This is a genomic window from Caulobacter sp. SRI_014 (assembly GCF_057586315.1).
In genome coordinates this window covers 346,815-368,334 of sequence record NZ_JBYCZQ010000003.1, presented here as the reverse complement: position 1 = coordinate 368,334, position 21,520 = coordinate 346,815, and the positions used below count along the sequence as shown (strand labels likewise).

Sequence of the window (21,520 nt, the reverse complement as noted above, 5' to 3'; positions counted from 1 at the left end):
GAATCTCCTTGCCGCCGCCCATCGTGCGATAATGGTTTCGCCGCTTCGATAGGCGGCCGTCTCTACCGTCCCGGACCCGCCGCCGCCTCTGCCCGAGGCCGCTGGACGGACAAGCCGCACCCGCGCCTTTGTTTCGTCGCGCGTTTGATCCGAAAGCCGAGTCTCACTTTTCGGAACGCGCTCCAGCCACTCGAGATCCGCCGCCGCCGGCCGGCCCGCGTCCGCGGGTCCGCCACGCGCGCCGCAGAGGGAGCCGCATGACCGTCACCGCCCCGTCCCCCCGCTATGCAGCCTACGCCGGCGACGGCGGTTCGGGTCCCTTCCCGCTGCCCTTCCCCGTCCTGGAGGCGGACGACGTGCGGGCCGTGATCGTCGCCGCCGATGGCGGACGCGAGCCCCTGGAGGGCCTGGCCGTCGACGGCGCCGGCGCGCCCGAAGGCGCCCAGGCGACCACGCCGCGCGCCATCGTGGTTGGCGAGACCCTGGTCCTGTGGACCGATACCGCCCTGGTCCAGCCCGCCGACTACATCGCCGCCGACGCCTTCCCGGCGCAGACGCACGAGGCCGCCCTCGACCGCCTGACCCTGATCGCCCAGGACCAGCGCCGCGACCTGGCCCGCGCCCTGTCCGCCCCGCCCGGCGACACCCTCGGCCCCCTGCCGGACGCCGCCCGCCGCAAAGGCATGCTCCTCACCTTCGACCCCGAAACCGGCGACCCGGTGACGGACCGCGACTACGCGGGGTTTGTGGCGGAGGTGGCCTTGACTGCTGATCTGCCAGCCTCTGCTTTTTCGGCCGTCGTCGCGGAAGGCGCGGAGCAGGCCGCGCTGGTTGCTGCCGAAGGCGAGGCGCAGGTCTCCGATATCGAGGCGGCCGGCGAAGCCAATACCGCCAGCTATTTCGCCACCGACGCCGCCGGTCTGACGGCCGCCGCCACTGACGGCTTCTTCGGTGTCGTCCAGACCTACGGCAAGGGCATCGACTGGAAGATCGACAACGCCGGGGCGGCACTGTTCAAGGGCTATGGCGCGGGACCACTCGGCAGCGACATCCGCGCGGTCCGCCAGTCGCAGCTGTCGTCAAAGCTCTGCACGCAGTTCCCGCCTGGCTGGGAGGTCTGGTGGGCGCTGGACGCTGAGCTGGTCGACCGGGCCTACATTCCTTACCGCACGCCGCAAGAGCACCTTGGTCCCTACCGGCGGCCTTTGAACACCTTTGGCTTGGGCGACTTGCGCGACGAGTCCCCAACGACCCCGGTGATCACGCCTTATGCCATCAACGGTCCGTTGGGGGCGCTGACCGCCGCCAGCGTGGCATTCACCTCGACCGCGACGGTGCTTGGCATAACCAACACCGAAACCCACAAGCCCCCCAACGGGACAAGCATCACGATACGGATCAGTGCCACGACCCTTTCGGGGGCCGGCGCCAGAAACTACCGCATCGGCCAGGCGGGCACGGTCGACATCAACTACAAGGTGATCGCCCTGCCCGATATTAGCGGCGAGGATTTCACCGATCCCACAAACGCCGACATCATATTCACGTTCACGCTGACCTTCGACAGCAGCAAGCAGCTAGGCGTCTGGCCCGACACCAACGGTGACGCGACAACGGTTCATATCGGTTCGCTGGAAGTTGTCAGGGCAGACAGCAGCTTCCCATTGCTCGCCGACCAGACGTGGGGCGGCTACGTCAGCCGAGGCAGCGCCAGCATTGGCGGTATCGTTCTGGACAGCGAAGGGTGCTTCGCCAACGCGGGCCTGTCGGACCCGGGCCTGATCGATTTCCCGCCGTCCTGGCCATCGAACATCGACTACGCGTCGGGCAAGACCGAAGTGGTGCTTGCCGAATGTGTGGGCGGGGCTGGGGCCAGCGCCTACGCGGTGCTGTCCTCCGAAGATTACAACGCCGACCTTTCGCCGGTGACCAACAGCAACACGTTCGGTCTCCTGTTCAACAACACGACGGAGGAGGGGCAATACGCCCCCTATCCGAGCTACAACCTGAGCAGGCACGGGGCGAACGGCATCGGTCTGGGGCTTCAGGCCTGGTGGAACCGCTATGGCCCCAGCCATCACGATTACGGAGTCGGTGGGGCCAAGCTGCACGACCTGACACCGACTTTCGTGGCTTGGTCAGGCCGCGCTGAACGGCTGGGGACCTACAACTCCACCAAGGACATCACTCAGACCCTGCAGACCAACAGGATGCGCATCGCTGCCAAGGCCCGGAAGCGAGGCGTGGCGACCAATGCTGAGCTGTTTCAGGTGCTGCGGGCGATGCACGACCAGGCAGCAATCGCCGGCATGACGCCGGGCAACCTGGCCGATTGGATCGGGTTGATCGACGATAGCAACGGGACGCGCGGGGCCGGTGAATGGACTTTCCGCATCACGGCTGGCGGCTACATGGGCGTTGGCCAAGCAAACGTCGTGCTGCGCAACGAGAGCATCGGCGGCAAAGGGCTTTATAGCGGCGTCGCCTCCAGCTTCACGATCAACACGACGGACGGCTTCGTCTACATGCTGGAGCGACTCAAGCCATCCATCGCCTTCGCACTTGAGATGGGGCTTCCCGCAGCTGTCATGATGCGCGGCTTCACCAATGACTATCAGCAGGTCGCGCTCGACAGCGCCCGGGTGATTGGTGAGTACGAGCAGTACCTCTGGGACCCGATAAGGGCCGAGGGTGCGGACCTGATCCTCGTCAATCCCTTCCCGTCCTCGGTGCGTTTTCCGGGCGATACACTGCGTGCGCCGCTGATTGCGGGTCAGTCGGCCTACGCCGCTGCGAACGAGCGGACCTACCGCATCGCTCCGACCACCAACGCTTGGTCCTTGGCGGCGATGGCCAGCTACTACCAAGGCGACATGGTTCACCTCGACACTGCCACTGGCGACGTGGACGTGGCCAGCCAGATCAAGAACGGAATCATCAACTGGCGGGCGTCGCGCTGATGATCCCGCCAAAACTCCTCACCGACCTCTTCACCGGCGCCGACGGCCGCACCTGGGCGATCGGGCGGGTCTACAGCCTGCCGATGCTGCTCTGCGGACTGGCCTTGCCATTCGTGGCGGTTCTGCGCGGGCAGGCCCTGGACTTGATGGCGCTGGGCGGCCTGTTCGGCGGGCTGGGCGGTGGGGTCTGGGCCCTGATCCGGGGCACCAGCGCCACCGAGCCTTCGGCCCCGACCAACCCAGAGGACTAGATCAGAATGTGGACATACCACCAGCGCAGCGGCCGGCTGTTGCGCGACGACGCGCCCGTGGGCCAGGGCTACAGCGGCGATGGCCCGGCGCTGGCCGACGGCCGCAACAACCCCGCCATGGAGGCGGTGCGCGGCAAGGGACCGATCCCGCGCGGGCGCTGGCGCATCGGCCCGCCGCGCCACAGCCGCCGGGTCGGGCCCCATGCCATGGACCTGACGCCGGTCGGCCACGACGCCCACGGGCGGAGCGCCTTCATGATCCACGGCGACGACGCGGAAAACGACGCCTCGCGGGGCTGCATCATCCTGTCCCGGCCCCTGCGCCAAAGGATCAGCGGCAGCGGCGACAGCGAGCTGGAGGTGGTCGAATGAGCGGCCTCTTCACCCTGGCCGGCGGGCTGGTCCGGCGCTTCGCCGGTCCGCTGATCGTCGTGCTGACCGGGCTGTTGCTGGCGCTGGTCGTCGGCGGCCTGGCCTGGACCAGCTGGCGGGGCGCCGGGGCGGAGGCGAGAGCCCGCGAGGCGGCGCGACAGCGCGCCGGGGCCGAGGTCGCCCGGGCCTCGGACCAGGCCTCCCGCGCCGCCCTGGAGGCGGTCGCCGGGCAGGGACAACGCGAGACGGACCGCCAGGTCCGTGAACAGGAGACCCGTGATGACATCCTCTCCGCGCCGGACGCCGGCGCTTCTGCTGGCGCTGCCGGCTATGCTGGTCTTGCCGGCCTGTGCCGCCGTGCCGTCTACCGTGACCATCCCCGTTGCGCTGGACTGCGCCGGCCGGCTTCCGCCCCAGCTGCGCGCTGAGGTCGCGCCCGCCGCGCCGCCGGCCGACAACAGCATCGGCCAGTGGGTCGCCTTCGGCGACGCCCAGACCGGCCGGCTGGAAACCGCCAACGACCGCCGGGCGACGATGCTGTGGATCCTCGAGGCCTGCGAGGCCGAGGAACGCGCCGCCGCCGCCCGCCTCGCGCCCCGGCCGCCGTGGTGGCGGCGCCTGACCGGAAGGACCGGACAATGAGCGGAGACCGCCAGACGGTGGCAGGCGCCTACATGAAGATCGCCGCCCATGAGGAGCTCTGCGCCGAGCGCTATCGCGGCATCAACGAGAAGCTGTCCTGGGTGCTGCGCAGCCTGGTCGGCATGCTGCTGGCCTTGCTCGCCTGGGCGCTGGTGCAGCTGTATGCGCTGGAGCCGCTGCGGAGGGGGGACGCATTCAAGGCTCAACAAGCCGCCCACTCTAATGATAATCCACGGACGCGAATTTGACGTAGGCCAATGCAGGTGTGCCCAATTGTCGCGAAAGCGTGGGGGCGCTATTGAACTGGAACGTTCTGGAGTTCGTGGGAATGAGTGGAATCGATACCCTTCTGAGGATGCCGACAGTTCTCGATCGAGCTGACCGTGCGCGGGTCGTGTTGGAGCCCTTTCCTCATATCGTCATCGAGAACGCATTGCCGTCGGAGGTGTTCGAGGCGCTCTCATCCTCGTTTCCGACGCTGGGCGACCTACCCGCAGACTTAGCGGGGACAAATAACAGGCGCTTCAACTTGTATGCCTCTTGGGGCCCGACCGAACTGCCCAAGGACCAAACCCCAAAGCCTTGGCAGGCCTTCTTGGAAGCACACACCAGCGTCGAGTTCTCAAGAAAGGTGTTCGCGCTGTTTCCAGAAGCGACGGTCGACGGAGCCGCGCCGGATGAGCGTTGGATCAAGACCGAGGCATTTGGCGCAGGTTTGGCCGAGAAGCTCGGCTTCTCACGACCGGTTTCGGTCGATGACGTCATTGCCCGAGCGACAGTCGCGGTGAATACGCCGGTTTCGAGTCCCACGAGCGTGCGCGGCCCTCACGTCGATAGCATCTGGAAGGCCTACGTTGGCCTCTATTATGTCCGCTCTCCGGACGACGACTCGGTCGGGGGCGATTTGTCGCTTTACCGATGGAAGGGTGGAGCAAAGGTCGATCCTTGGACGAAGAAGGCCGATCCTGCGTTAGTGGAAGAGTTCACGACGGTTCGCTATGCGCCGAACACATATGTGCTGATGCTCAACACGCACGACAGCCTTCACGGTGTAACCGTTCGTCAGGCGACCGGCCATGTGCGGCGGTTCGCCGTGACCTCAGGCTGGTTCCCAGGGGTGGATGAATCCAGCCTGTTGGGGCGGCGGCGCGGTATCCTCGAACGGGTGAAAGCATTCGTTCGCCCCATCATGGCTCCGCCGAGCGTGGCGGAGTATCAGGATTAGAGCCGCAACTCGCTAGATTGGCTTTCTAAGGACCATCGAGAAACTCTCGGCCGCTTCAATCCCTGCTGTAGCGCGGAACGCGAGCATCCAAGCACGCCACAATACGTAGATCGGCGGAAACGGCAGGAAGTACCCGCTGATCCAGAACGGTCGTAGTTCTTCGACTTCCAGACCGGCCCGTTGTGCAAGTTCGCTAAACTGTTTTGGCGTGCATCGGTCATAGCAGGCTGGCCAACCGCCCTTTCCGCCCTGATCGGGAAGCGTCCCAAGGAGCCGACGTTTCATTCCTTCGGGAATAAGCAGGTTGATACGAGCAAATACCGCGTTGCCCGAGGGCATGTAGATCACAGCCCTGCCGCCGGGCTTGAGGATGCTCGCCACCGCACGAAAGCCCCCTTCGGTATTGGGCAAATGCTCAAAGCAGCAATGCGATATGACAAGGTCGGCGTCGCCTTGCCCGATGAATGTCGTTGCATCCGCCGCGACGGACACGTCGTAGGCCCCCTCGGGAGCCATACTGAGTTCTTCGGCGGACAGGTCGAGCCCTGTGACGTGCATTCCTTCGCGCGCCTTGAGATCCGGTGAAACCATAGGGTATCGCCCGCTGCCCAAATCCCAGACCCTCAAGGGGCCTTTGAGGTGGCTCGGGAGAAGCGTGCGGCGGTAGTACTGACTACCCTCGATGGACCATTCGGTGGGCAGCAGCTTGTCGAAGGCCCGGGAAATTCTCGTAGCAAGATCAGTCAGTCGTCCCATGCTTCGTTCCTAGCGTTGGTTCGACCGCGAAGTCGACAGTATGTCATTCAGCCGTGATTGAACGAGGTGGCCAACGAAGGCCGACCCTTGAAGCGTAAGGTGTCCACCGTCGTATTGGAGGGGCTCACCCGTGGGCGTTTGCGTTCGGCATGTCCCCGCTGTGCAAAGTGCAGCATAGAGGGAGACGTAGGGGACGCCGTGGTTCGCCGTCACTTTCGCTAACCGGCCGTCGGCTATCGGGACCAATCCCATCAGATGCCGTTGAGGCAGCGATGAGTCCGTGCGCTGCTCTGCGGCGACTAGCAGGCGGGGCAATAACTGATCGTAGCGCGGCACCGGTCCAAGCACGACCACGGGAATATCTAATTCTCGGAACGTTTCGAGCGTCCGCTCCAGAGCACTGACGTCGGTGGGTTCCCAGCGCGCCGCGAGAACGACGAGGTCGATGTTCTGGCTTTGCAAACGCCGACCGTAGATCTCTTCAAGCAACCCGTTGCAGATCGCATCCTTGCTCTTGGAAGGCCAGGTCGGTCGACAGCCACCAGCAGTTGCCTGCATCAGGTTCGCTTCTGGAATTGCCGCTGCGAGCCCAGACCACAGGTGGGCGGCATGGCTGTCGCCAAGCAGCAGCACATTCTTCCGCCCACCGACCGACGTGAGGCACTTCTCGGCGTCCACTTGGTCCCGCAGGCCTATCCCAGCCATGCAGCTTGGATCCTTCATCGTCAGCAGCGGACTTTGCGTCAGGAAGCTAGCTGTCTGATTGGCTTGAGCCGACATGCGCGCCGGAAAGCCTCCGAACAGGATCAGGAGCGCGGCAACAGCTGAAAGAGCTGCGGCCCCGATGACCCCGAAAGCATACATCTTCGGGCGGTCCAGCCAGCGGCCCTGTGGAGAAAGCCAGCTGCGCCCCCGAAATGGCTGCTCAATAATCTTGTAGGACGCCCACGCCAGAACAACGGATAGGGCGATCATGAGGGCCTTCTCGACCTTTGGGTCGAGGCTCTCGCCAAGGAAGAAGCTGGCCCGCTGAAGGACGATAACGGGCCAATGCCAGAGGTACAGGGAATAGGAAATCAGGCCGAAGAACTGCATCGGCTTGAGGGAGAGAAGCCGACCGGCAAGCGTCGGGCCAGCGCTGCCTGCATGCAGCAGGGCGGCGGCGCCGAGGCAAGGCGCGAGGGCCGCGACCCCCGGGAAGGGCGTTTCGGCTGTCAGGAAAAGGACTGACGCTCCGATGGCAGCCAAGCCGATTATGGCCGTGAGTTCCCGCAGCCAGCGGTGCTGCAGGGCGGGAATGGCACCTACGGCAAGGAGAGCGCCAAGCGCGAGCTCCCAAGCTCGAGTGTGAAGAAGATAGAAGCTCGCCGTTTGCTGGTGTTGGGAACCCCACCAACTCCAAACGAAGGACAGGAGCGCCACAACCGCGATTCCGAGCTTTACGCTGCCGGGGACGTGCCTCGATTCTCCACTGCTTTCTGGCGGATCGGCTTTCCCAGGACGCCAACGCCACAGCACCAGCAGTGCCAGAGGCATCACCAGATAAAACTGCTCCTCTACGGCCAATGACCAAGTATGAAGAAGGGGCTTTTGATGAGCGGCCTGTTCGAAATAGTTAGTGTCCAGCCAGAACAGGACGTTGGAGCCAGAGAATACCGCCGCCAGAAGGGTCTTGGCATAGTCAACGACCTCGGCGGGCGTGAGCAACAGACTCACGGCGACCGAGGTTAGCCCCAGCATCGCAAAGAGGGCGGGGAATATTCGCCGGATGCGCCGTTCGTAGAAGCCAGACAAAGAGAGAGCCGTGCGGCCGTTTGCGGTCGTTTGCGCCAACTCCTCGGCGACGATGCCAGTGATCAGGTAGCCAGATATGACGAAGAACACGTCCACGCCCACGAAGCCGCCAGGGGTCTGTGACAACCCGGCGTGATAGGCCACGACCGGCAGAACGGCGACCGCGCGCAATCCGTCGATATCGCTTCGATGTTTCAAGACGCCCCGCACTAGATGGTCATGGTTCTTTTAGGCGGGCCGAGCAGGAACACAACGTCTGGGTGGCGGCCATCCCTCGGATTGGCTAAGCGAGAGCATGCTTAGAAACAGCGCTATGTTGCGCGGCGCTGTCGCGTCGATGGCGATCCAGGGGCTCAACGTTGGCCTGGCCTTCGCCGGGTCCGTGGTGCTGGCCCATGTCCTCGCCCCCGCCCGGTTGGGCGTCTACGCCTTCGTGCTGTCCTTCGCGACCGTGCTGACCGTCCCCGCCATGTTCGGGGCGCCGACGCTGGCGTTGCGCGAAGTTGCGGCGACGAAGGCGAGGGGCGACTACGGCCTGATGAAGGGGCTGCTGACGCGGCTGCACCAGTTTGTCGCCGTCTCCAGCCTGGTGATCGCCATCCTCGCCGCCGGGTTCGCCCTGCTGACCCCATGGGGGCGCGGCGATCCGGCCACGGTGCTGTGGGGCGTCGCCCTGATTCCGCTGATCCCGCTGTCGGCGCTGCGCGGCGGGGTGCTGCGCGGGTGGGGGGCGGTGGCGCAGGGGCAGTGGCCGGACCTGGTGCTGAAGCCGGCGGTGTTCCTGCTCGGGCTGGGCGTGGTGTTCCTGGTCGGGTGGAAGCTGGGGCCGGACGAGGCCATGGCGCTGACGGCGCTGTCGAGCCTGGCGGCGCTGGCCGTCGGCTGGTGGCTGTATCGGCGGCTGAGGCCGGCGCAGCTGGCGGCGGCGAGCCCGGTCTATCGCAGCCGCGCCTGGCTGGCGGCGCTGGTCCCCATGGGCGCGGCCGGCGGGGCCATCCTGGTCAACGGCCAGATCGGCGTGCTGCTGACCGGACTGGCCGGGGCCGAAGCGGTCGGGCTGTACCGGCCGGCCATCCAGACCTCGCTGATCGCGGGCCTGGGCTATACCGCCGTCATCGCCGCCCTGGCGCCGCGCTTTGCCGCCGCCCATGCGAAGGGCGACCGGGAAGGGCTCGCCCGGACGGCGGCGGCCGGGGCGGCGCTGGCGGTCGTGACCTGCCTGCCGTTCGTGGCGCTGTTCGGGGTGGCCGGCGGGCCGCTGATGGGGTTGGTGTTCGGGGCGCCCTATGCGGCGGCCGGGCCGGCGCTGGCGGTCATGACCCTTGCCCAGCTGTGCAATGCGGTGTTCGGGCCGGCGTCCTCGGCGCTGATCATGGCCGGGCATGAGCGGCGGGCGGCGGTGGCCTTCGTGGCGGCGCTGGCGGTCCATGCGGGGCTGGGCGTGGTGCTGATCCCCCGGTTCGGGGTCGATGGCGCGGCCTGGGCGTATCTCGGACAGATGGCGGTCATGAACCTGATCCTGTGGGGCCAGGCGAAGGCGATGCTGGGCGTCGACACCGGCGTCTGGGCGGCGTGGAGATTGCTGCGCCGCTGATCTATTGTCCGGGCCGATGGAGCCGGGGCCCGATCTGACAGCCTTCGTGGCGCGCGTCTTCGCCTGTTCGCCGGCGACGGCGGAGGCGGTGGCGCGGCGCGCGACGGCCCGCGTCTATGCGGCCCGGGCCGTGGTGCTGCGTCAGGGCGACGCCTGCAGCGATACCTGGCTGGTCATGGCCGGGCGGGCGCAGGCGCTGGTCTATGGCGTCGACGGCCAGCTGGCCCTGGTTCAGGAGTATGAGGACGGCGACCTGTTCGGGGCCATCACCGCCCTGGACAGCGGGCCCCAGGCGGCCGACGTGGTGGCGGTCGAGACTCTGCGCGCCGCCCTGTTCCTGAGCGCCGACTTCCTGGAGCTGATCGAGGCGCACAGCGCCGTCGGGCTGGCGGTGTCACGGCTGCTGCTGCGCCAGCTGCGCAGCGCCACCGGGCGGATGGTCGAGCGGATGACCCTGACGGCGGCGGCGCGGACCCGGGCCGAGCTGCTCAGGATGGCGGTGGACGAGGGCGGCCGGCGGGTGATCCGCCCGGCGCCGGTCTGGTCGGCGCTGGCGGTGCGGATCCATACGACGCGCGAGACGGTGTCGCGCGAGATCAGCAAGATGGAGCGCCGCGGCCAGATCCGCCGCGAGGAAGGGGCCATCGTCCTGGTCTCGCCCCGCGCCATCGAGGCCGATATCTAGTAGACGTTCAGGCTGTAGACGCCGCGGTCGACATCGTCGCCGGGTTGGCCGTCGCCGACCGGCGGCAGTTCGCCGACCGGCTCGCAGGGCACGGCCTCGCCCTCCGGACCGGAGGCCAGCAGGCTGGCGAACAGCGCATCGACCAGGGCCGCGCCCGGCGGCACGGAGGCCAGCAGCCGGGCGGCCGTCCGCGGCGGCGGACCCATCATCAGGCACGACAGGCGCCGGCCGATCCCGGCCGCGCCGGCGATGCGGCCCGCGCCCAGCAAGGGGGCGGCGATGCGGGCGGTGGCGACGGCCTGCTCACAGGTCTCGAAGGTCAGCAGCAGGGCTTGGCCGGTCCACAACGGCGGCTCGGCGAACGTGACGTCCAGCCGGGCAAGGGCGTCCAGCAGGGCGGCCGCCACGGTGTCGGCCTGCTCGGGGGCCGGGGCGATGGCCAGCACGGCGACGATCCGGGCTCCGTCGGGAACGGTCAGCTTCGCGGCCGCCGGAACCGAGCCCAGGCGCGGGGCGGCGAGGCCCAGGCTGCGCCGACCGGCCTTGGTCCAGACCTCGCGGGCCCATTGCGTCACAGAGGGGGCCGTGATGGCCGCGGTCTCGCCGGTATCGGCCTCCGGGATGGTCAGCTGGATGGCCTCGCTGGCCAGCAGCCGGGCCTGCATCGCCGCCCGCCCCATGGCCGCCCGCCCGGCCAGTTTCAGGCTCAGGGGGTCGGGACGATCCGCCAGGCCGGCGACGACGCAGACCGTGTCGGCCCGCGCCAGCACCGTGTCGAACCGCTCGGCCCAGGCCTCGCCGAAGGCCTCGACGCTGGCCGCCCGGAAGGCCGTCCGGCCGGCCGGCAGCACCAGATGCAGCTCCGCCCCGCGCGCCAGCAGGGCCTCGGCGATGACGATGTCGGCCCCGGCCGCCAGGGCCCCGTAGCCGAAGCCGACGGTCTCGGCCTCCAGCACCTGGGCCACCCGGGCGGCGAGGTCGGCGTCCCGCGGGTCGACCCCCAGATGGCCGGCGAAATGCAGCGCCCGCGGCGGCCGGAACGGCTCCAGCCAGTCGGCCGGCGCGCCTTGCGCCTCGAGGATCAGGGCGAACTGGCGCAGGGTCGAGGCGTGGTCTTCCCAGGCCTTGGGCGCCAGGGCCACCGCGCCCTGCAGGGTCAGCCAGGCCTCATGGGTGCGGCCGAGCAGCAGCTCGGCCTCGGCCCGCGTCGCCTCGCGCCAGTAGGGGGTGTCGGGTTCGGCATCGCCCTGGTCCAGCCGGGCCAGCACCTTCTCGGCCAGCGCCGCCGCCCGCTGCGGCTCCCCGGCCAGCAGCGACAGGCTGGCGGCGTTGATCAGCGGATAGGTCGCCCAGTTCATCGCCCCGGCCGCCCCATAGGCCTCCGCCGACCGCGCATAGAAGGCGCGGCGCGCGTCCCCGTCGGCCCGCCGCCCCTGATCCTTCAGCAGCCGCCCCTTGAGGGACAGGACGGCGGCATCGTCGGTGACGCTGTCCAGGCCGGCGTCCTGGAACAGCCGCAGGGCATGATCCAGGGCGCCGGCGCGGGCATGGGCGATGATGGGGAGGAGGGAGGGGGGCACGGGTGAGTGGCTCTAGGGGATTCCGGCCCCGCCATTGTCAGGTACATTTGGGTCGAAGATGAGGGGCAGTGTCTTGCCCGTCTCAGAATCTTTCATGGTGATGTGAAAGTTGAACCCGCGTAGCTCCGCGATGTCGTTCCGGTCCCGCGGCCGCAGCAGGATCGACCAGCACAGGAAGCGACAACCTTTGGGAGGAGTGCCGCCCGCAGGAAGCTGACGGTTGCCGTCACTGTCGAAGAAATGAAGGTTGGTGTCTTCAATCCTGTCTGCCGGGGGTTTGATCTTGTGGGTCACGCCTGGCTGGTCGCGCGAAAACGCCCAGTCAATTTCCTTGTGGAGCTCCAGCAGCAGAATTCGGGGATGGTTGGGGTCGCCCCCCTCCATGTCTTCCATTCGGATGTCCCAGGGTGTGTCCTCGCGGTAGACTGGATCAACCATTCCGTGGATCAGCCCCTTCACATACTCTTCGACATCCTTGTCCTTCGGCGGCTTGGTGGCCGCTGTCGGAGATAGAACCCTGAACCGAAGTCCCTTGATGGGCGTGCCATCGACATCCTTCTCCCAGACGATGGTCAGGATGCGATGCTGTATCCAGGCTTTGGCCGGCTCGTCGGGCCCGCCAATGTGAATGGGTGCGTAGTCGTTTCTCGGGGGGGCAGGTTCGCCCATCACGGTTTCTCCTTGAATGACGGATCACTTAGTTTCGCGAGCGCTTGGTCTGCGTAGGTCGCTTGATCGCGCCAGCTGACATTGGTCGGATCCATTGCCGAGAGGCTCCGGAACGTCGCGCCGGCCGCGCGCAAATGTCTCCGGGCAGCTGCGACGTCGCCTTGGCGATACGCGATGGTCGATAGCGCCCGCTGACTGATGGCCCAGCTGGCTTTCAGTTGGGCGTTGTCGGGATCTCGCCGCAAGAGCCCTTCGAGAAGGTCGACCTGGGCCAGCCGGTTGATCTGCGCTGCTCCCAAGTCACCCAATTCTACTTGCACGATCGCCAGCCAGGCCAAGCGCGTCGCTACGTCCACCTTTAGCTCCACGTCGTCTGGAGCAATTTCCAGCGCTCGGCGCATGGAGTTCAGCGATTCCTGGCAATGCACCAAGGCCCGCGACAAGGCTCGTTCCTGCTCGACCGCCAAGGTGCAAAGATTGCCTTGCGCATAGCCAACCTCCTGGCTTCCGCGCTTGGAGCCCGGCTCTTCGGCCCCCAGCCTTTCAGCCAGGGTCAGGTACGTGTTCCAGGCCACCCTGGCCGCTCCGGTGCGGCGGTCAAGATAGTCAGCATATCCGCGCCAGTACGCACTCTGAGCATGGGTGAACAGCCGATTCGGTTCTTCCGGCTCGGCGGTCAGCAAGGTCGAGCTGACCCGCCAGGCTTCGTCAAAGTGGGCCCGCGCTTCTCCGACATTACCTTGGGCAGCTTCGTCTTCGCCCATGGCATGCAACAGCCTGGCCCATTTGGCCAAAGAGTCGGCGGGCAGCCGATCAACGCGCTGAGAGCGGTAGTAGGCCAGCGCTCGGGCGTTGACCGCCTTCATCAGAGGCAGTCGCCCAAGCGACTTGAGGTCGTCGCGCAGATCTGTGCGCATAAATTCCACGAGCTTCTCTGCTTCCCTGCGCTGATGATCGGACTCCGCTCGAGCCTCGAGGGCGACCACCATCATTCCCCCCATCGCTACCATCCCGATGAGGGCCGCCGCCGTGATCGCCATCACAGCCCGCAGCCGTCGCTGGGCGTCGCGCTGGATCAACTGATCGACGCCAACGCTGGCCATTCCGGCTACCAATTTCAGTAGCGCCAGCCGGTCGCCGTCGCGCTCGCGGCGAAAATCCGCCGCCAGCGGCTCGGCGCCACTGTTCGCTAGGGTCAGCGGAAACGCTTCCGCCGGTTCCCCACGGATCAACGCTGCAAAGATCGGCCGATCCGGATGCAGTTCCCGGAACAGCTCGATCTCCCGCCCGACCCACGGCGAGGCCGCCGCGTCCGGCGAGCAGACCACGACCAGGCAGTCGGACACCGCCAGCGCCGCCCGTACCTGGGCGCTGAGGTCATGCGCGGCGGGCAGTTCCTCACGGTCCTTGAAGATCGGTGTCAGCCGCCGTTCGGCGCCCAGCCGCTTGGGCAGGACATAGCCTTCCAGCCGCTGGTGCAGACGGGCGACGAAGACGGCGTCGCGATGGCTGTAGCTGATGAAGGCGCGATACCGCGCACCCGCCGCCCCCGAACCGTCCGCCATTCGCGTGTCCCCCGACCGCCATCCCGCCAAGCTGACAGAGGCGAGGTCCATGCACAACACGTGAAGGTTGCGTGACGGCCGTCACGGCGGTCGGCCGCCCAAAGGGGGTCAATAGGCGGCGGGCGGATCAGGTGATCGCTTTTGGGCCCGGACATCCTGGAGGCAGTCCCATGCCAAACGTGAAGGTCGAGGTTGAGACCGAAATAAAGAGAAACAAGTACGAGATTCTGATCGACTCCAAACAGACGCCGATCGACGACGACGGCGTCGGCAACCGCGTCTGTGCTCCCGGCAAGCATGTCCTGTTCTGGCGCATGCGAGGCAAGGCTGGAGACAGCCTGAAGATCAGGCTCTCCCAGGCCTCGCGGGAAATACTGCCGAAGTTCGAGAGCAAGATTCCGGACGATGAAAAGCTCGGCTTCGGCGTCAGCGAATTCATCGTAGAGGCCGAATGATGCGCACGCTCACACCTGTCATGGCCGGCCTCGCGCTGGTCGCCTGGTCGGGCCAGGCCTTTGCTGACGACGACCGCGCAGCAAAGGAGATCGCGCCCTCCCGCGCCTTCGCCCAGAAGGCGCCAACCGATGCCGACACCGCTGCTGCGAACCGGTTCCAGGTAACCGCCAGCAAGGGCGAGTCCGAGGTCACCCTGAAGTTCGGCGACGGCGACGAATACGGCGATGACCGGTTCGGCCGAACCTCGGACTGGAGCGTCGCGATCTCGGTTCCGCTCGGTGATGGCAAGAACGCCGCGGATCTGGCCACCATCGACGACATCGGCGACGGCCTGTCGGTCGAGGCCAGCTGGCGATTCACCCGGACCTCGGTCGATGCGCCGGATACGCAGCTGCTGCTTGATTCCTGCGCCCGGCTGCGTCGCGAAGGCGACACGAGTCCCTGTGACGCCACGTTCTTCAAGAAAAATGATCCCGAAGGATATCAGAAGTACCTGGACATGGCCTGGGGCAAGACCCCCTTCGTCGTCGGCGGCGGGGCCACGATCGCCATTGATCACGACGACTACGACTACCTCGACGCCACCACTCTCAAGGACCGCTCGGAGGAAAAAACTTCTGCCTCGCTCAAGGCGTTCCTGACGATCCAGCCGCTGCGCCGTCAGCAGTTTTTCGAGTTCAGCTACAAGCGCTCCATCAGCTGGGAGAGTCAGGACGAGGTGATCCTCTGCCCGGCCGGCGGCGGCGTGCTGACGTGCAAGAAGGGCGCAGGCGGGCCTCCCGGCAAGACGGAGCGAGACCTGCTTTCAGCGGAGTACCGACAGGGGCTCGGCAACGACTTCGCCTTCAGCTTCAAGCTGAGCTACGACGCGCGCAACGACGTGACCGGCGCTGACCTGCCGCTCTACTTCGTCAAGGATGGCAAGGGCGGCCTGTCGGGCGGCGTGCGGTTCGGGTGGCGTAGTGACTCAGGCGATACGATCGCTGCCGTGTTCATCGGCGCGCCGCTTCCCTTTGGTGACTGACTATCCTCAGAACCCGTGGAACACCGCAAACCCTTCCACGGGTTCCCGGTCCGCCACCAGGCTGTTCACCGCCGCGGTTTCATCCGGCCAGCCCAGCGACAGGCCACAAACCACATACTGCTCATCCGGCACGCCCAGCACCCGCTTGGTCACCGTCCAGTAGTTGTTCCAGGCGCCCTGGGCGCAGGTGCCCAGCCCCCGGGCGGCGGCGGCCAGCATCAGGGTCTGGATGAACATGCCGATGTCGAGGAAGCTCATGGCGTCCAGGTCATTGTCGATGGTGAAGATCAGCCCGACCGGCGCGTCGAAGAACTGGTAGTTGCGCCCCCACTGGCGCCAGTTGGCCGCCTGGTCGCCCTTCGGGATCTCCAGCAGGCCGTACATCGCCTTGCCCAGGGTGCGCATGCGGCCCAGGTAGGGATCGCGCCGGGCGCCGGACCGGCGCGGGAATTCGGCGCCGTTGTCCTGTGGGTCAGTCTCGCGGTGGGCCAGCACCTCGCGCTCCAGCCGCGCCCGCGCCTCGCCGGCGACGACATGCACCTTCCACGGCTGGATATTGGTCCCCGACGGCGCCCGACGGGCCTCCTCCAGCAGTTCGCGGACCAGCGCCTCGGGCACGGGATCGGGCTTGAAGGCGCGGATGGAGCGGCGGGCGCGCAGGGCGTCATTGAGCAGCAAGGGGTCGCTCCGGACTTGGGACATGTTGGTTTCCAACCCGTCCCTTCTTACGCGGTCCCCTCTTGGGCGGAAACGGGGACACGTTGGTTTCCAACCTGTCCCCTCTTCCCGTTATCTATCATGCTTTGTGATCTGGTAGCTCTGCGCCGCAGTGGGCGCCGGCGTGGCGGCGGCGCCAAGGCTTGGAAGGCTGGCCCCCACAGCCAAAGCGAGCCGGGCGGCAAAGCGTTTGAGATTGATCATGACTCTTCCCGCATCAAAAGACGCTGATGCGCACCGTTGGCCCATAGTCCCAGGTCAGGGTGACCTCCTGGCCGCAGGCCGTGAACTTGACTGGCTTCTGGTAGTTGAGCCGGTAGCCGTTGGTCGCGAGGCCGGGCGCCTTCATATCCACGACACCGTAGTAGTCGGCGTCGTCGTTGCCCTGATTGGCCTGGACGATCCGGATCTTCAGATCGCCGAAGGTGACCACCTCCCCGACCTGCACCCGCTGCTCCCAGGCGCCATTCGGAGTCTTTCCAACCTGGCAGCTCTGCGCCATGGCCGGCGCCAGGCCACGCGCCGGCGACTCGGGTGAAAGGCAGAGGGCGGACAGGCCGCAAAGGCTGGCCAGACCCGCGTGAACGAGCCGGGCGGTGATGGTTCTCGTCGTCATCATGGGGTCTCCACGGATGGGCCAGGTGGCGCGGCGGTGGCGCGGCCTGCTATAGGTATCCTGTCGCCGTTATCCGATTGCCGCGCGAAGCGCCGGAATGTCAGACCTCACCGCCTGGGTTCAAGCCACCATTGGCATGAGTCACTGGGCGGGTTCGTGAGGCAGACGCCGCACTCGTCAATCAGACCGCCTCCGCCGGTCGAGCAAACGCCAAGCACGAGCTTCGGGGACGTCGCCGCCACTTGTTGGTCCGCACTGAACATCTGCGGGGTCGCTGGTCCGCAGCTGTAGACCCGCGAGCAAGCCCCAGGCGCCTCCGGAATGGTGACGAAATTGGCGTAAGGCGTCCAAACACCCGGTTGCGCCTGCGCAACTGCGTCTCCGGATGTCGATCCGATCACCGCGATCAGGCCGATCACCGCGATCGCAGCCATGATTTGTCTGTTCATTGTCCGGTCTCCCATCTGTGTCGTTCGGTTTGCGCCCCCACGATACGCGCAAGGGACGCTACAGAATCACCGCCGCGCCCACTGGCGCGCATCAGGACGCGTCCGGGATTCCTGGCCCAGGACGCGCTGCTGCTATGGCCGCCAGGAAGTATCGATATGACTATCAAATACTGTGCGAGACATTTCCAATCTCTTGGCTTCCTGAGCATTCGCGTAGCTGTCGTAGGTGTAGCACTGTCCCTGCTGAGCGGTCTGACTATAACGTGCCTGCACGAAATTCGTGAACGGCGTTTCGTGACTGTAGCTTGCCGCGTCCGATGAGACGAAGATGGACGAATAATAGGCAATGCCTGTGCGGTAATCTGGTACGACGCACCACATCTGATGAGTCATGCCTTGCGCAGCCGCCGGTCGGACCGAAATGACGCCAGCCGTCATCATGGCGCATAGGCTGATTGCCATCATGGTGAGAGCACGGATACCGATTTTCATTCGTCTTCTCCCTTTGCGCGGAGGCCGCAAAACCCCGCTTTCGCCTGAAAATTCTGCAGGTCACGCTGTCGAGGGCCTGATGCTCAGCAGTGCTGGAACACCAGCCTCTTGTTCTCGACATAGACCGACGGTCTTGAGCCGATGCACGCCGCTCCGCTGGCGCTGACTTCGTTGTGGTCGACGACCCGGCCGTCGGACATGGCGCTGCCCGGGGTCACCGGGGTGAAGGGGAACTCGAAGCGGGCGCCGGCGCGGATGTCGTAGGTCTTGTATTCGCGGCGCGAGCACAGGTTCCAGTCGCCGGCCGCCTCGTAGGTCGCCTTCATGCAGAAGGAGATGGTGATCGTCTTGCCGCAGATATTGCGGAAGGCATAGATCATCTGGATGCCGGAGCGCACGGGCGCTTCAGTCGTGACGCAGGTGTTCCAGACGTCGCCATCGCCGCCGCCGCCCGATGCGGCGGGGGCCGGGGCGGGTCGGCCGCCGCCGCCTCCGCCACCCGACGGGAACTGGCCGTCGCGCAGGCCAAGCGGGCCGGGGCCGGCGTCGGTGACGATGCTCTCGGCGCCGCCTCGGTAGGGTTGGCAATTGCCCCACCTCGTCCAGTGCGGTGAGCAGCCGCCGATCCAGGCGCCCGACGCGTCAGGGTCCAGTTTGCCGGCGACGTAGGCCTGGACCTGTCCTTCGAGAACCCCGTTCACAAAGCGTCCGCGGTAGGAGTTGCTGTAGGCTCCATACGTCAGAGAGCCCTCGCCGTTGATGAGCTGGCCCCGCTGGCAGCCGGTGCCCTGGTAGCTGAGCTTCGCGATCCTGCGGGCTTCGGCAGCGCTCATCGTGTTGGCGCGGGTCCAGATGACGATGCAGCCCTCGGCCGTCGCGACCTGCAACCAGGTCGTCTGGTCGTCGGCCGGCTGGGCGGCTGCCGGGGAAGATGTCGTCAACAGGGCCAATGCGGCGCTGGTCGCGGCTGCCATGGCGGCGTTTGCTGGTGAGCGGTCCCGACGCATATGTTTCCCCCGATGTCTTTGCCCTGGTCGACCACTCTGGATCGCGTTTCGTTCGCGTAACGACGTTTGGCTTTCCGAAACGGGGTGTCATAAAGTCGTTCTGAAGAATCTCTGAAGGGTTGGGGGGGATGGCCCAAGCAAGCTTCATGGGAGGGGAAAGCATGCCTCGGCGGCGCTGGTCGTTTGGCGCGTGCACGTTTGACGAGGCAAGCTGGTCTCTGACCGTGGACGGGTGTCGCGCGACGATCGAGACAAAGCCGCTCGAGGTGCTTCGCGAGCTGCTTGTCAGCGCGGGGAGCGTTGTTTCAAAGGACGAATTGCTGGACCGGGTCTGGCCGGATGTGACGGTCGTCGAAGCTTCTCTGCCGACGGCGGTCTACAAGCTCCGCACCGCAATGCACGACAATCGTCAGGGCGCGACGATCATCGAGACCGTTCCGGGTCGCGGCTACCGGATTGTCGCCCCCGTCACCCTGGAGAATGTGCCCGCGCCCGGCGCGGCGGTGAATGCCGCTATGGCGCGTGTCCCGGTATTTTGGCCTGCGGATCGTGTTGGCTGGCGCCCGATGAGTGTGGTGCTGGGTGGGGCGGCGATCGCGATGCTTCTGCTTGCCGCGGCGCCGTTCTACGACCAGATCCGCCCGACCCGGCAGGTCTTCACTGACCGTGAAGTCTCGAACGCCTTGCGGCGTCTTGACGTCAAGGCGATCGAAGACATGCTGGCAGCCGGCTGGGATCCGAACGCCTTCACGGGCTCCGAAGGAAACCGCGCGCTCCATACTGTCATGGAAATCTGTGAATGGGACCGCGGGCACGACCAGCGGCGCCTGCTCCTCATGGCGCGCACCCTGACCGAGGGCGGCGGTCGGCTGGACCTCCGCAACGCCTGGGGCGACACGCCTTATTCGATTGCGGGTGCGCAGCGCTACTGCGGCCCGGATCACCCGGTAACGCAGAGCCTGCGCGAAACGTGCTTCTCCGGGTTTCGTCCGCTGGGCGAGCGCTGTCTGGCCACCTACCAGCTAAGGAGCGATGCAGCACGGGAACCGGTGATTGCATCGGCGGCAGTTCGCTAGCTGGGGCGCGGGCGCGGGCGCGCCGGATCGGCGCGGCGGACTTTCTGGCGAGACTGGAGGTCGCCGGTGATCCTGGCGGGGTGGTCGGCGACGCCATCGCCGGCGATTTGGGTGGAGACACGTTGTATCAACGTGTCCGCTTTTTCTTCCGTCAGGTCTTGGCCTTCGGTTTCGCCTTCGCCTGTTCCTCGCGCAGCCCCCCGGCCGAGGCTTCGATGAAACTGACCTTCGCCCCGGCCTTGAGCCGGCTGGCCAGTTCCTGCGCGTCCCAGTTGGCTAGCCGGATGCAGCCGTGGCTGAACTTCTTGCCGATCTCCTTGGGCTCGTCCGAGCCGTGGATGCCGAAGGTTTCCTTGCTGAGGCCGATCCAGACGCTGCCGACCGGATTGTTCGGCCCGGCCGGCAGGGTCAGCTTCCCCTTCACGCCGGGTTGGCTGTAGGTCAGACGCTTGGGGTCGAAGGTGTAGGTCGGATCCTGCGCCACGCCGGTGACCTTGAGCAGGCCTTCCGGCGCCGGCCGCTCGTCGCTGCCGATGGTCGAGGGATAGAAGGCTAGCAGCTTGCCGCCGGCGTCGAAGGCCCGCAGCGCCTTGTCGGCCTTGTCGACCTCGATCAGCGCCACATCGGCCGGCAGGGCGTCATCGCCGACCTGGGCGACGACGATCTTCGCGCCGGCGGCGAAGTCGCCGCCGGGGTTGAGCTGGTCCAGCAGCTCCTCGGTCATGTGAAACTTCTCGGCCAGCGCCTCCTTGGCGCTCTCGAAGCCCATGGCCGGCAGTTTCGCCTGTTCCGTCATCCTGTCGCCAAGCGTGACGAAAGGCCCCTTCACGTCCTCGGCCGTGATCACATAGTCGGCCAGCACCGGCCGGCCATCCGCGGCGGTCAGCTTGGCGAAGACCTGCTCGTCCATCTCGCCGTCGACGGGCAGGGCATTGGCCTCCTCATAGGCCGCCACCGCCTGGCGCAGGTTCTCGCCGGCCGTGCCGTCGATGACGCCGGGCGAAAACCTCGCCCGGTCGAGCAGGATCTGCGCGCGCAGCACCGCCGGCGCCCGGGCATCGTCCGTGGGCGGAGCGGCGAACGGCGCCTGGTTGACCGCGCCGGGCGACAGGCCGCCGGCAAGGGTTGGTGACGGCGTCGGCGAGGCCTCCTGCGGCGGGATCGGCGGCCCCTCCGCCTCCGATTGCGGCGCGGGTCCGCACGCGGCCAGGAGGAGTGTGACGCCGGTCACGGCGAGCAGGGGGCGAAGTGTCATAGCGCTGTAAGCCTTGGGCGTCGTGGTCGGTTCCCGGCGCCCGGAGGTTGAACCCTGAATGCTCAAGATGAGTATTTTCCCCAAAATGGGCCATTGGCGGAAATCGTTGTTGAACCGTCCTCAAACCCATGTTCGATCGCGGGCATTCGCTTGGGGAAGCGCTGGGTTGGGAACGTCGAAGCCTGTCTGTCTGCGAACGAGCGCCGGGCGCAACGCCCGGCATCGACATACCGCAAATGGGGATAGCGCCAACGCCGCGCCTGAGCGAACCCTGTTCCCAAACTGGGTAGGTTGCGCCTGCCTGTCATCACAATCGTCCTCCGGCCGCTGGCCGG

The 21,520-nt window shown here is 66.5% G+C and carries 23 protein-coding genes; 12 read left to right on the top strand and 11 right to left on the bottom strand.

The genetic code is table 11. The features are described from left to right. The first annotated feature begins 257 nt into the window (after positions 1-257). From AC2YG9_RS10335 to AC2YG9_RS10305, 7 genes are all read left to right on the top strand, one after another. A complete protein-coding gene (locus AC2YG9_RS10335; protein WP_487297882.1) occupies positions 258-2,960 on the top strand; it encodes an SGNH/GDSL hydrolase family protein in 2,703 nt (900 codons plus the stop codon). After that, on the top strand, positions 2,960-3,211 hold the full coding sequence (locus AC2YG9_RS10330; RefSeq protein ID WP_487297881.1) for a hypothetical protein: 252 nt from the start codon (positions 2,960-2,962) through the stop codon (positions 3,209-3,211). The genes AC2YG9_RS10335 and AC2YG9_RS10330 overlap by 1 nt, the downstream gene beginning before the upstream one ends. A gap of 6 nt (positions 3,212-3,217) precedes the next feature. After that, entirely contained in the window at positions 3,218-3,583 is a 366-nt protein-coding gene (locus AC2YG9_RS10325; protein WP_487297880.1) for a tlde1 domain-containing protein, read from the top strand. Further along, positions 3,580-4,011 (top strand): hypothetical protein, encoded by a 432-nt coding sequence (locus tag AC2YG9_RS10320; RefSeq protein WP_487297879.1) that lies wholly within the window; start codon positions 3,580-3,582, stop codon positions 4,009-4,011. Before AC2YG9_RS10325 ends, AC2YG9_RS10320 begins: the two co-directional genes overlap by 4 nt. After that, a complete protein-coding gene (locus AC2YG9_RS10315; RefSeq protein ID WP_487297878.1) occupies positions 3,953-4,225 on the top strand; it encodes a hypothetical protein in 273 nt (90 codons plus the stop codon). Before AC2YG9_RS10320 ends, AC2YG9_RS10315 begins: the two co-directional genes overlap by 59 nt. Further along, positions 4,222-4,473: a hypothetical protein gene (locus AC2YG9_RS10310; RefSeq protein WP_487297877.1), complete on the top strand. Its 252-nt coding sequence runs from the start codon at positions 4,222-4,224 to the stop codon at positions 4,471-4,473. Before AC2YG9_RS10315 ends, AC2YG9_RS10310 begins: the two co-directional genes overlap by 4 nt. Before the next feature lie 80 nt (positions 4,474-4,553). Beyond that, entirely contained in the window at positions 4,554-5,450 is an 897-nt protein-coding gene (locus tag AC2YG9_RS10305) for a hypothetical protein (protein WP_487297876.1), read from the top strand. A gap of 12 nt (positions 5,451-5,462) precedes the next feature. On the opposite strand, the gene AC2YG9_RS10300 is transcribed toward AC2YG9_RS10305, so the two are convergent. Then, on the bottom strand, positions 5,463-6,206 hold the full coding sequence (locus tag AC2YG9_RS10300; protein ID WP_487297875.1) for a class I SAM-dependent methyltransferase: 744 nt from the start codon (positions 6,204-6,206) through the stop codon (positions 5,463-5,465). Positions 6,207-6,215: 9 nt separating this feature from the next. After that, positions 6,216-8,198 carry an acyltransferase family protein gene (locus tag AC2YG9_RS10295; protein WP_487297874.1) on the bottom strand — a complete coding sequence of 661 codons (1,983 nt, stop codon included), beginning with the start codon at positions 8,196-8,198 and terminating at the stop codon, positions 6,216-6,218. Between the two features lie 115 nt (positions 8,199-8,313). Here AC2YG9_RS10295 and AC2YG9_RS10290 point away from each other — a divergent pair, with 115 nt between their 5' ends. Then, positions 8,314-9,594, top strand: coding sequence for an oligosaccharide flippase family protein (locus AC2YG9_RS10290; RefSeq protein WP_487297873.1), 1,281 nt, complete (start codon positions 8,314-8,316; stop codon positions 9,592-9,594). A gap of 46 nt (positions 9,595-9,640) precedes the next feature. Further along, positions 9,641-10,279 (top strand): Crp/Fnr family transcriptional regulator, encoded by a 639-nt coding sequence (locus tag AC2YG9_RS10285; RefSeq protein WP_487297872.1) that lies wholly within the window; start codon positions 9,641-9,643, stop codon positions 10,277-10,279. Here AC2YG9_RS10285 and AC2YG9_RS10280 read toward each other — a convergent pair. Genes AC2YG9_RS10280 through AC2YG9_RS10270 form a run of 3 tightly spaced genes read right to left on the bottom strand, consistent with a single transcriptional unit; the run spans position 10,276 to position 14,093 of the window. After that, the gene (locus AC2YG9_RS10280; protein ID WP_487297871.1) at positions 10,276-11,859 is read right to left on the bottom strand and encodes a tetratricopeptide repeat-containing protein; all 1,584 of its coding nucleotides are present in this window, start codon (positions 11,857-11,859) and stop codon (positions 10,276-10,278) included. The two genes, AC2YG9_RS10285 and AC2YG9_RS10280, sit on opposite strands and share 4 nt — an antisense overlap. A 12-nt stretch (positions 11,860-11,871) precedes the next feature. After that, positions 11,872-12,528 (bottom strand): hypothetical protein, encoded by a 657-nt coding sequence (locus AC2YG9_RS10275; protein WP_487297870.1) that lies wholly within the window; start codon positions 12,526-12,528, stop codon positions 11,872-11,874. Continuing rightward, the gene (locus AC2YG9_RS10270; RefSeq protein ID WP_487297869.1) at positions 12,528-14,093 is read right to left on the bottom strand and encodes a toll/interleukin-1 receptor domain-containing protein; all 1,566 of its coding nucleotides are present in this window, start codon (positions 14,091-14,093) and stop codon (positions 12,528-12,530) included. Before AC2YG9_RS10270 ends, AC2YG9_RS10275 begins: the two co-directional genes overlap by 1 nt. 170 nt (positions 14,094-14,263) lie before the next feature. Between AC2YG9_RS10270 and AC2YG9_RS10265 the strand changes: the two genes are divergently transcribed. Next, on the top strand, positions 14,264-14,548 hold the full coding sequence (locus tag AC2YG9_RS10265; protein WP_487297868.1) for a hypothetical protein: 285 nt from the start codon (positions 14,264-14,266) through the stop codon (positions 14,546-14,548). Then, positions 14,545-15,573: a hypothetical protein gene (locus tag AC2YG9_RS10260; protein WP_487297867.1), complete on the top strand. Its 1,029-nt coding sequence runs from the start codon at positions 14,545-14,547 to the stop codon at positions 15,571-15,573. The genes AC2YG9_RS10265 and AC2YG9_RS10260 overlap by 4 nt, the downstream gene beginning before the upstream one ends. 6 nt (positions 15,574-15,579) lie before the next feature. Here AC2YG9_RS10260 and AC2YG9_RS10255 read toward each other — a convergent pair whose 3' ends face one another. From AC2YG9_RS10255 to AC2YG9_RS10235, 5 genes are all read right to left on the bottom strand, one after another. Further along, entirely contained in the window at positions 15,580-16,275 is a 696-nt protein-coding gene (locus tag AC2YG9_RS10255) for a nitroreductase (RefSeq protein WP_487297866.1), read from the bottom strand. A gap of 232 nt (positions 16,276-16,507) precedes the next feature. Next, the gene (locus AC2YG9_RS10250) at positions 16,508-16,909 is read right to left on the bottom strand and encodes a hypothetical protein (RefSeq protein WP_487297865.1); all 402 of its coding nucleotides are present in this window, start codon (positions 16,907-16,909) and stop codon (positions 16,508-16,510) included. Positions 16,910-17,013: 104 nt separating this feature from the next. Further along, positions 17,014-17,355 (bottom strand): hypothetical protein, encoded by a 342-nt coding sequence (locus AC2YG9_RS10245; protein ID WP_487297864.1) that lies wholly within the window; start codon positions 17,353-17,355, stop codon positions 17,014-17,016. A gap of 132 nt (positions 17,356-17,487) precedes the next feature. Then, on the bottom strand, positions 17,488-17,847 hold the full coding sequence (locus AC2YG9_RS10240; RefSeq protein WP_487297863.1) for a hypothetical protein: 360 nt from the start codon (positions 17,845-17,847) through the stop codon (positions 17,488-17,490). An 83-nt stretch (positions 17,848-17,930) separates the two neighbouring features. Next, complete coding sequence (locus AC2YG9_RS10235) at positions 17,931-18,821, bottom strand: hypothetical protein (RefSeq protein ID WP_487297862.1); 891 nt, start codon at positions 18,819-18,821, stop codon at positions 17,931-17,933. Positions 18,822-19,015: 194 nt separating this feature from the next. Between AC2YG9_RS10235 and AC2YG9_RS10230 the strand changes: the two genes are divergently transcribed. Then, positions 19,016-19,930, top strand: a complete 915-nt coding sequence (locus AC2YG9_RS10230; protein WP_487297861.1) for a winged helix-turn-helix domain-containing protein — start codon at positions 19,016-19,018, stop codon at positions 19,928-19,930. A 151-nt stretch (positions 19,931-20,081) separates the two neighbouring features. Here AC2YG9_RS10230 and AC2YG9_RS10225 read toward each other — a convergent pair whose 3' ends face one another. Beyond that, a complete protein-coding gene (locus tag AC2YG9_RS10225) occupies positions 20,082-21,185 on the bottom strand; it encodes a L,D-transpeptidase family protein (protein ID WP_487297860.1) in 1,104 nt (367 codons plus the stop codon). Between the last annotated feature and the right edge of the window lie 335 nt (positions 21,186-21,520).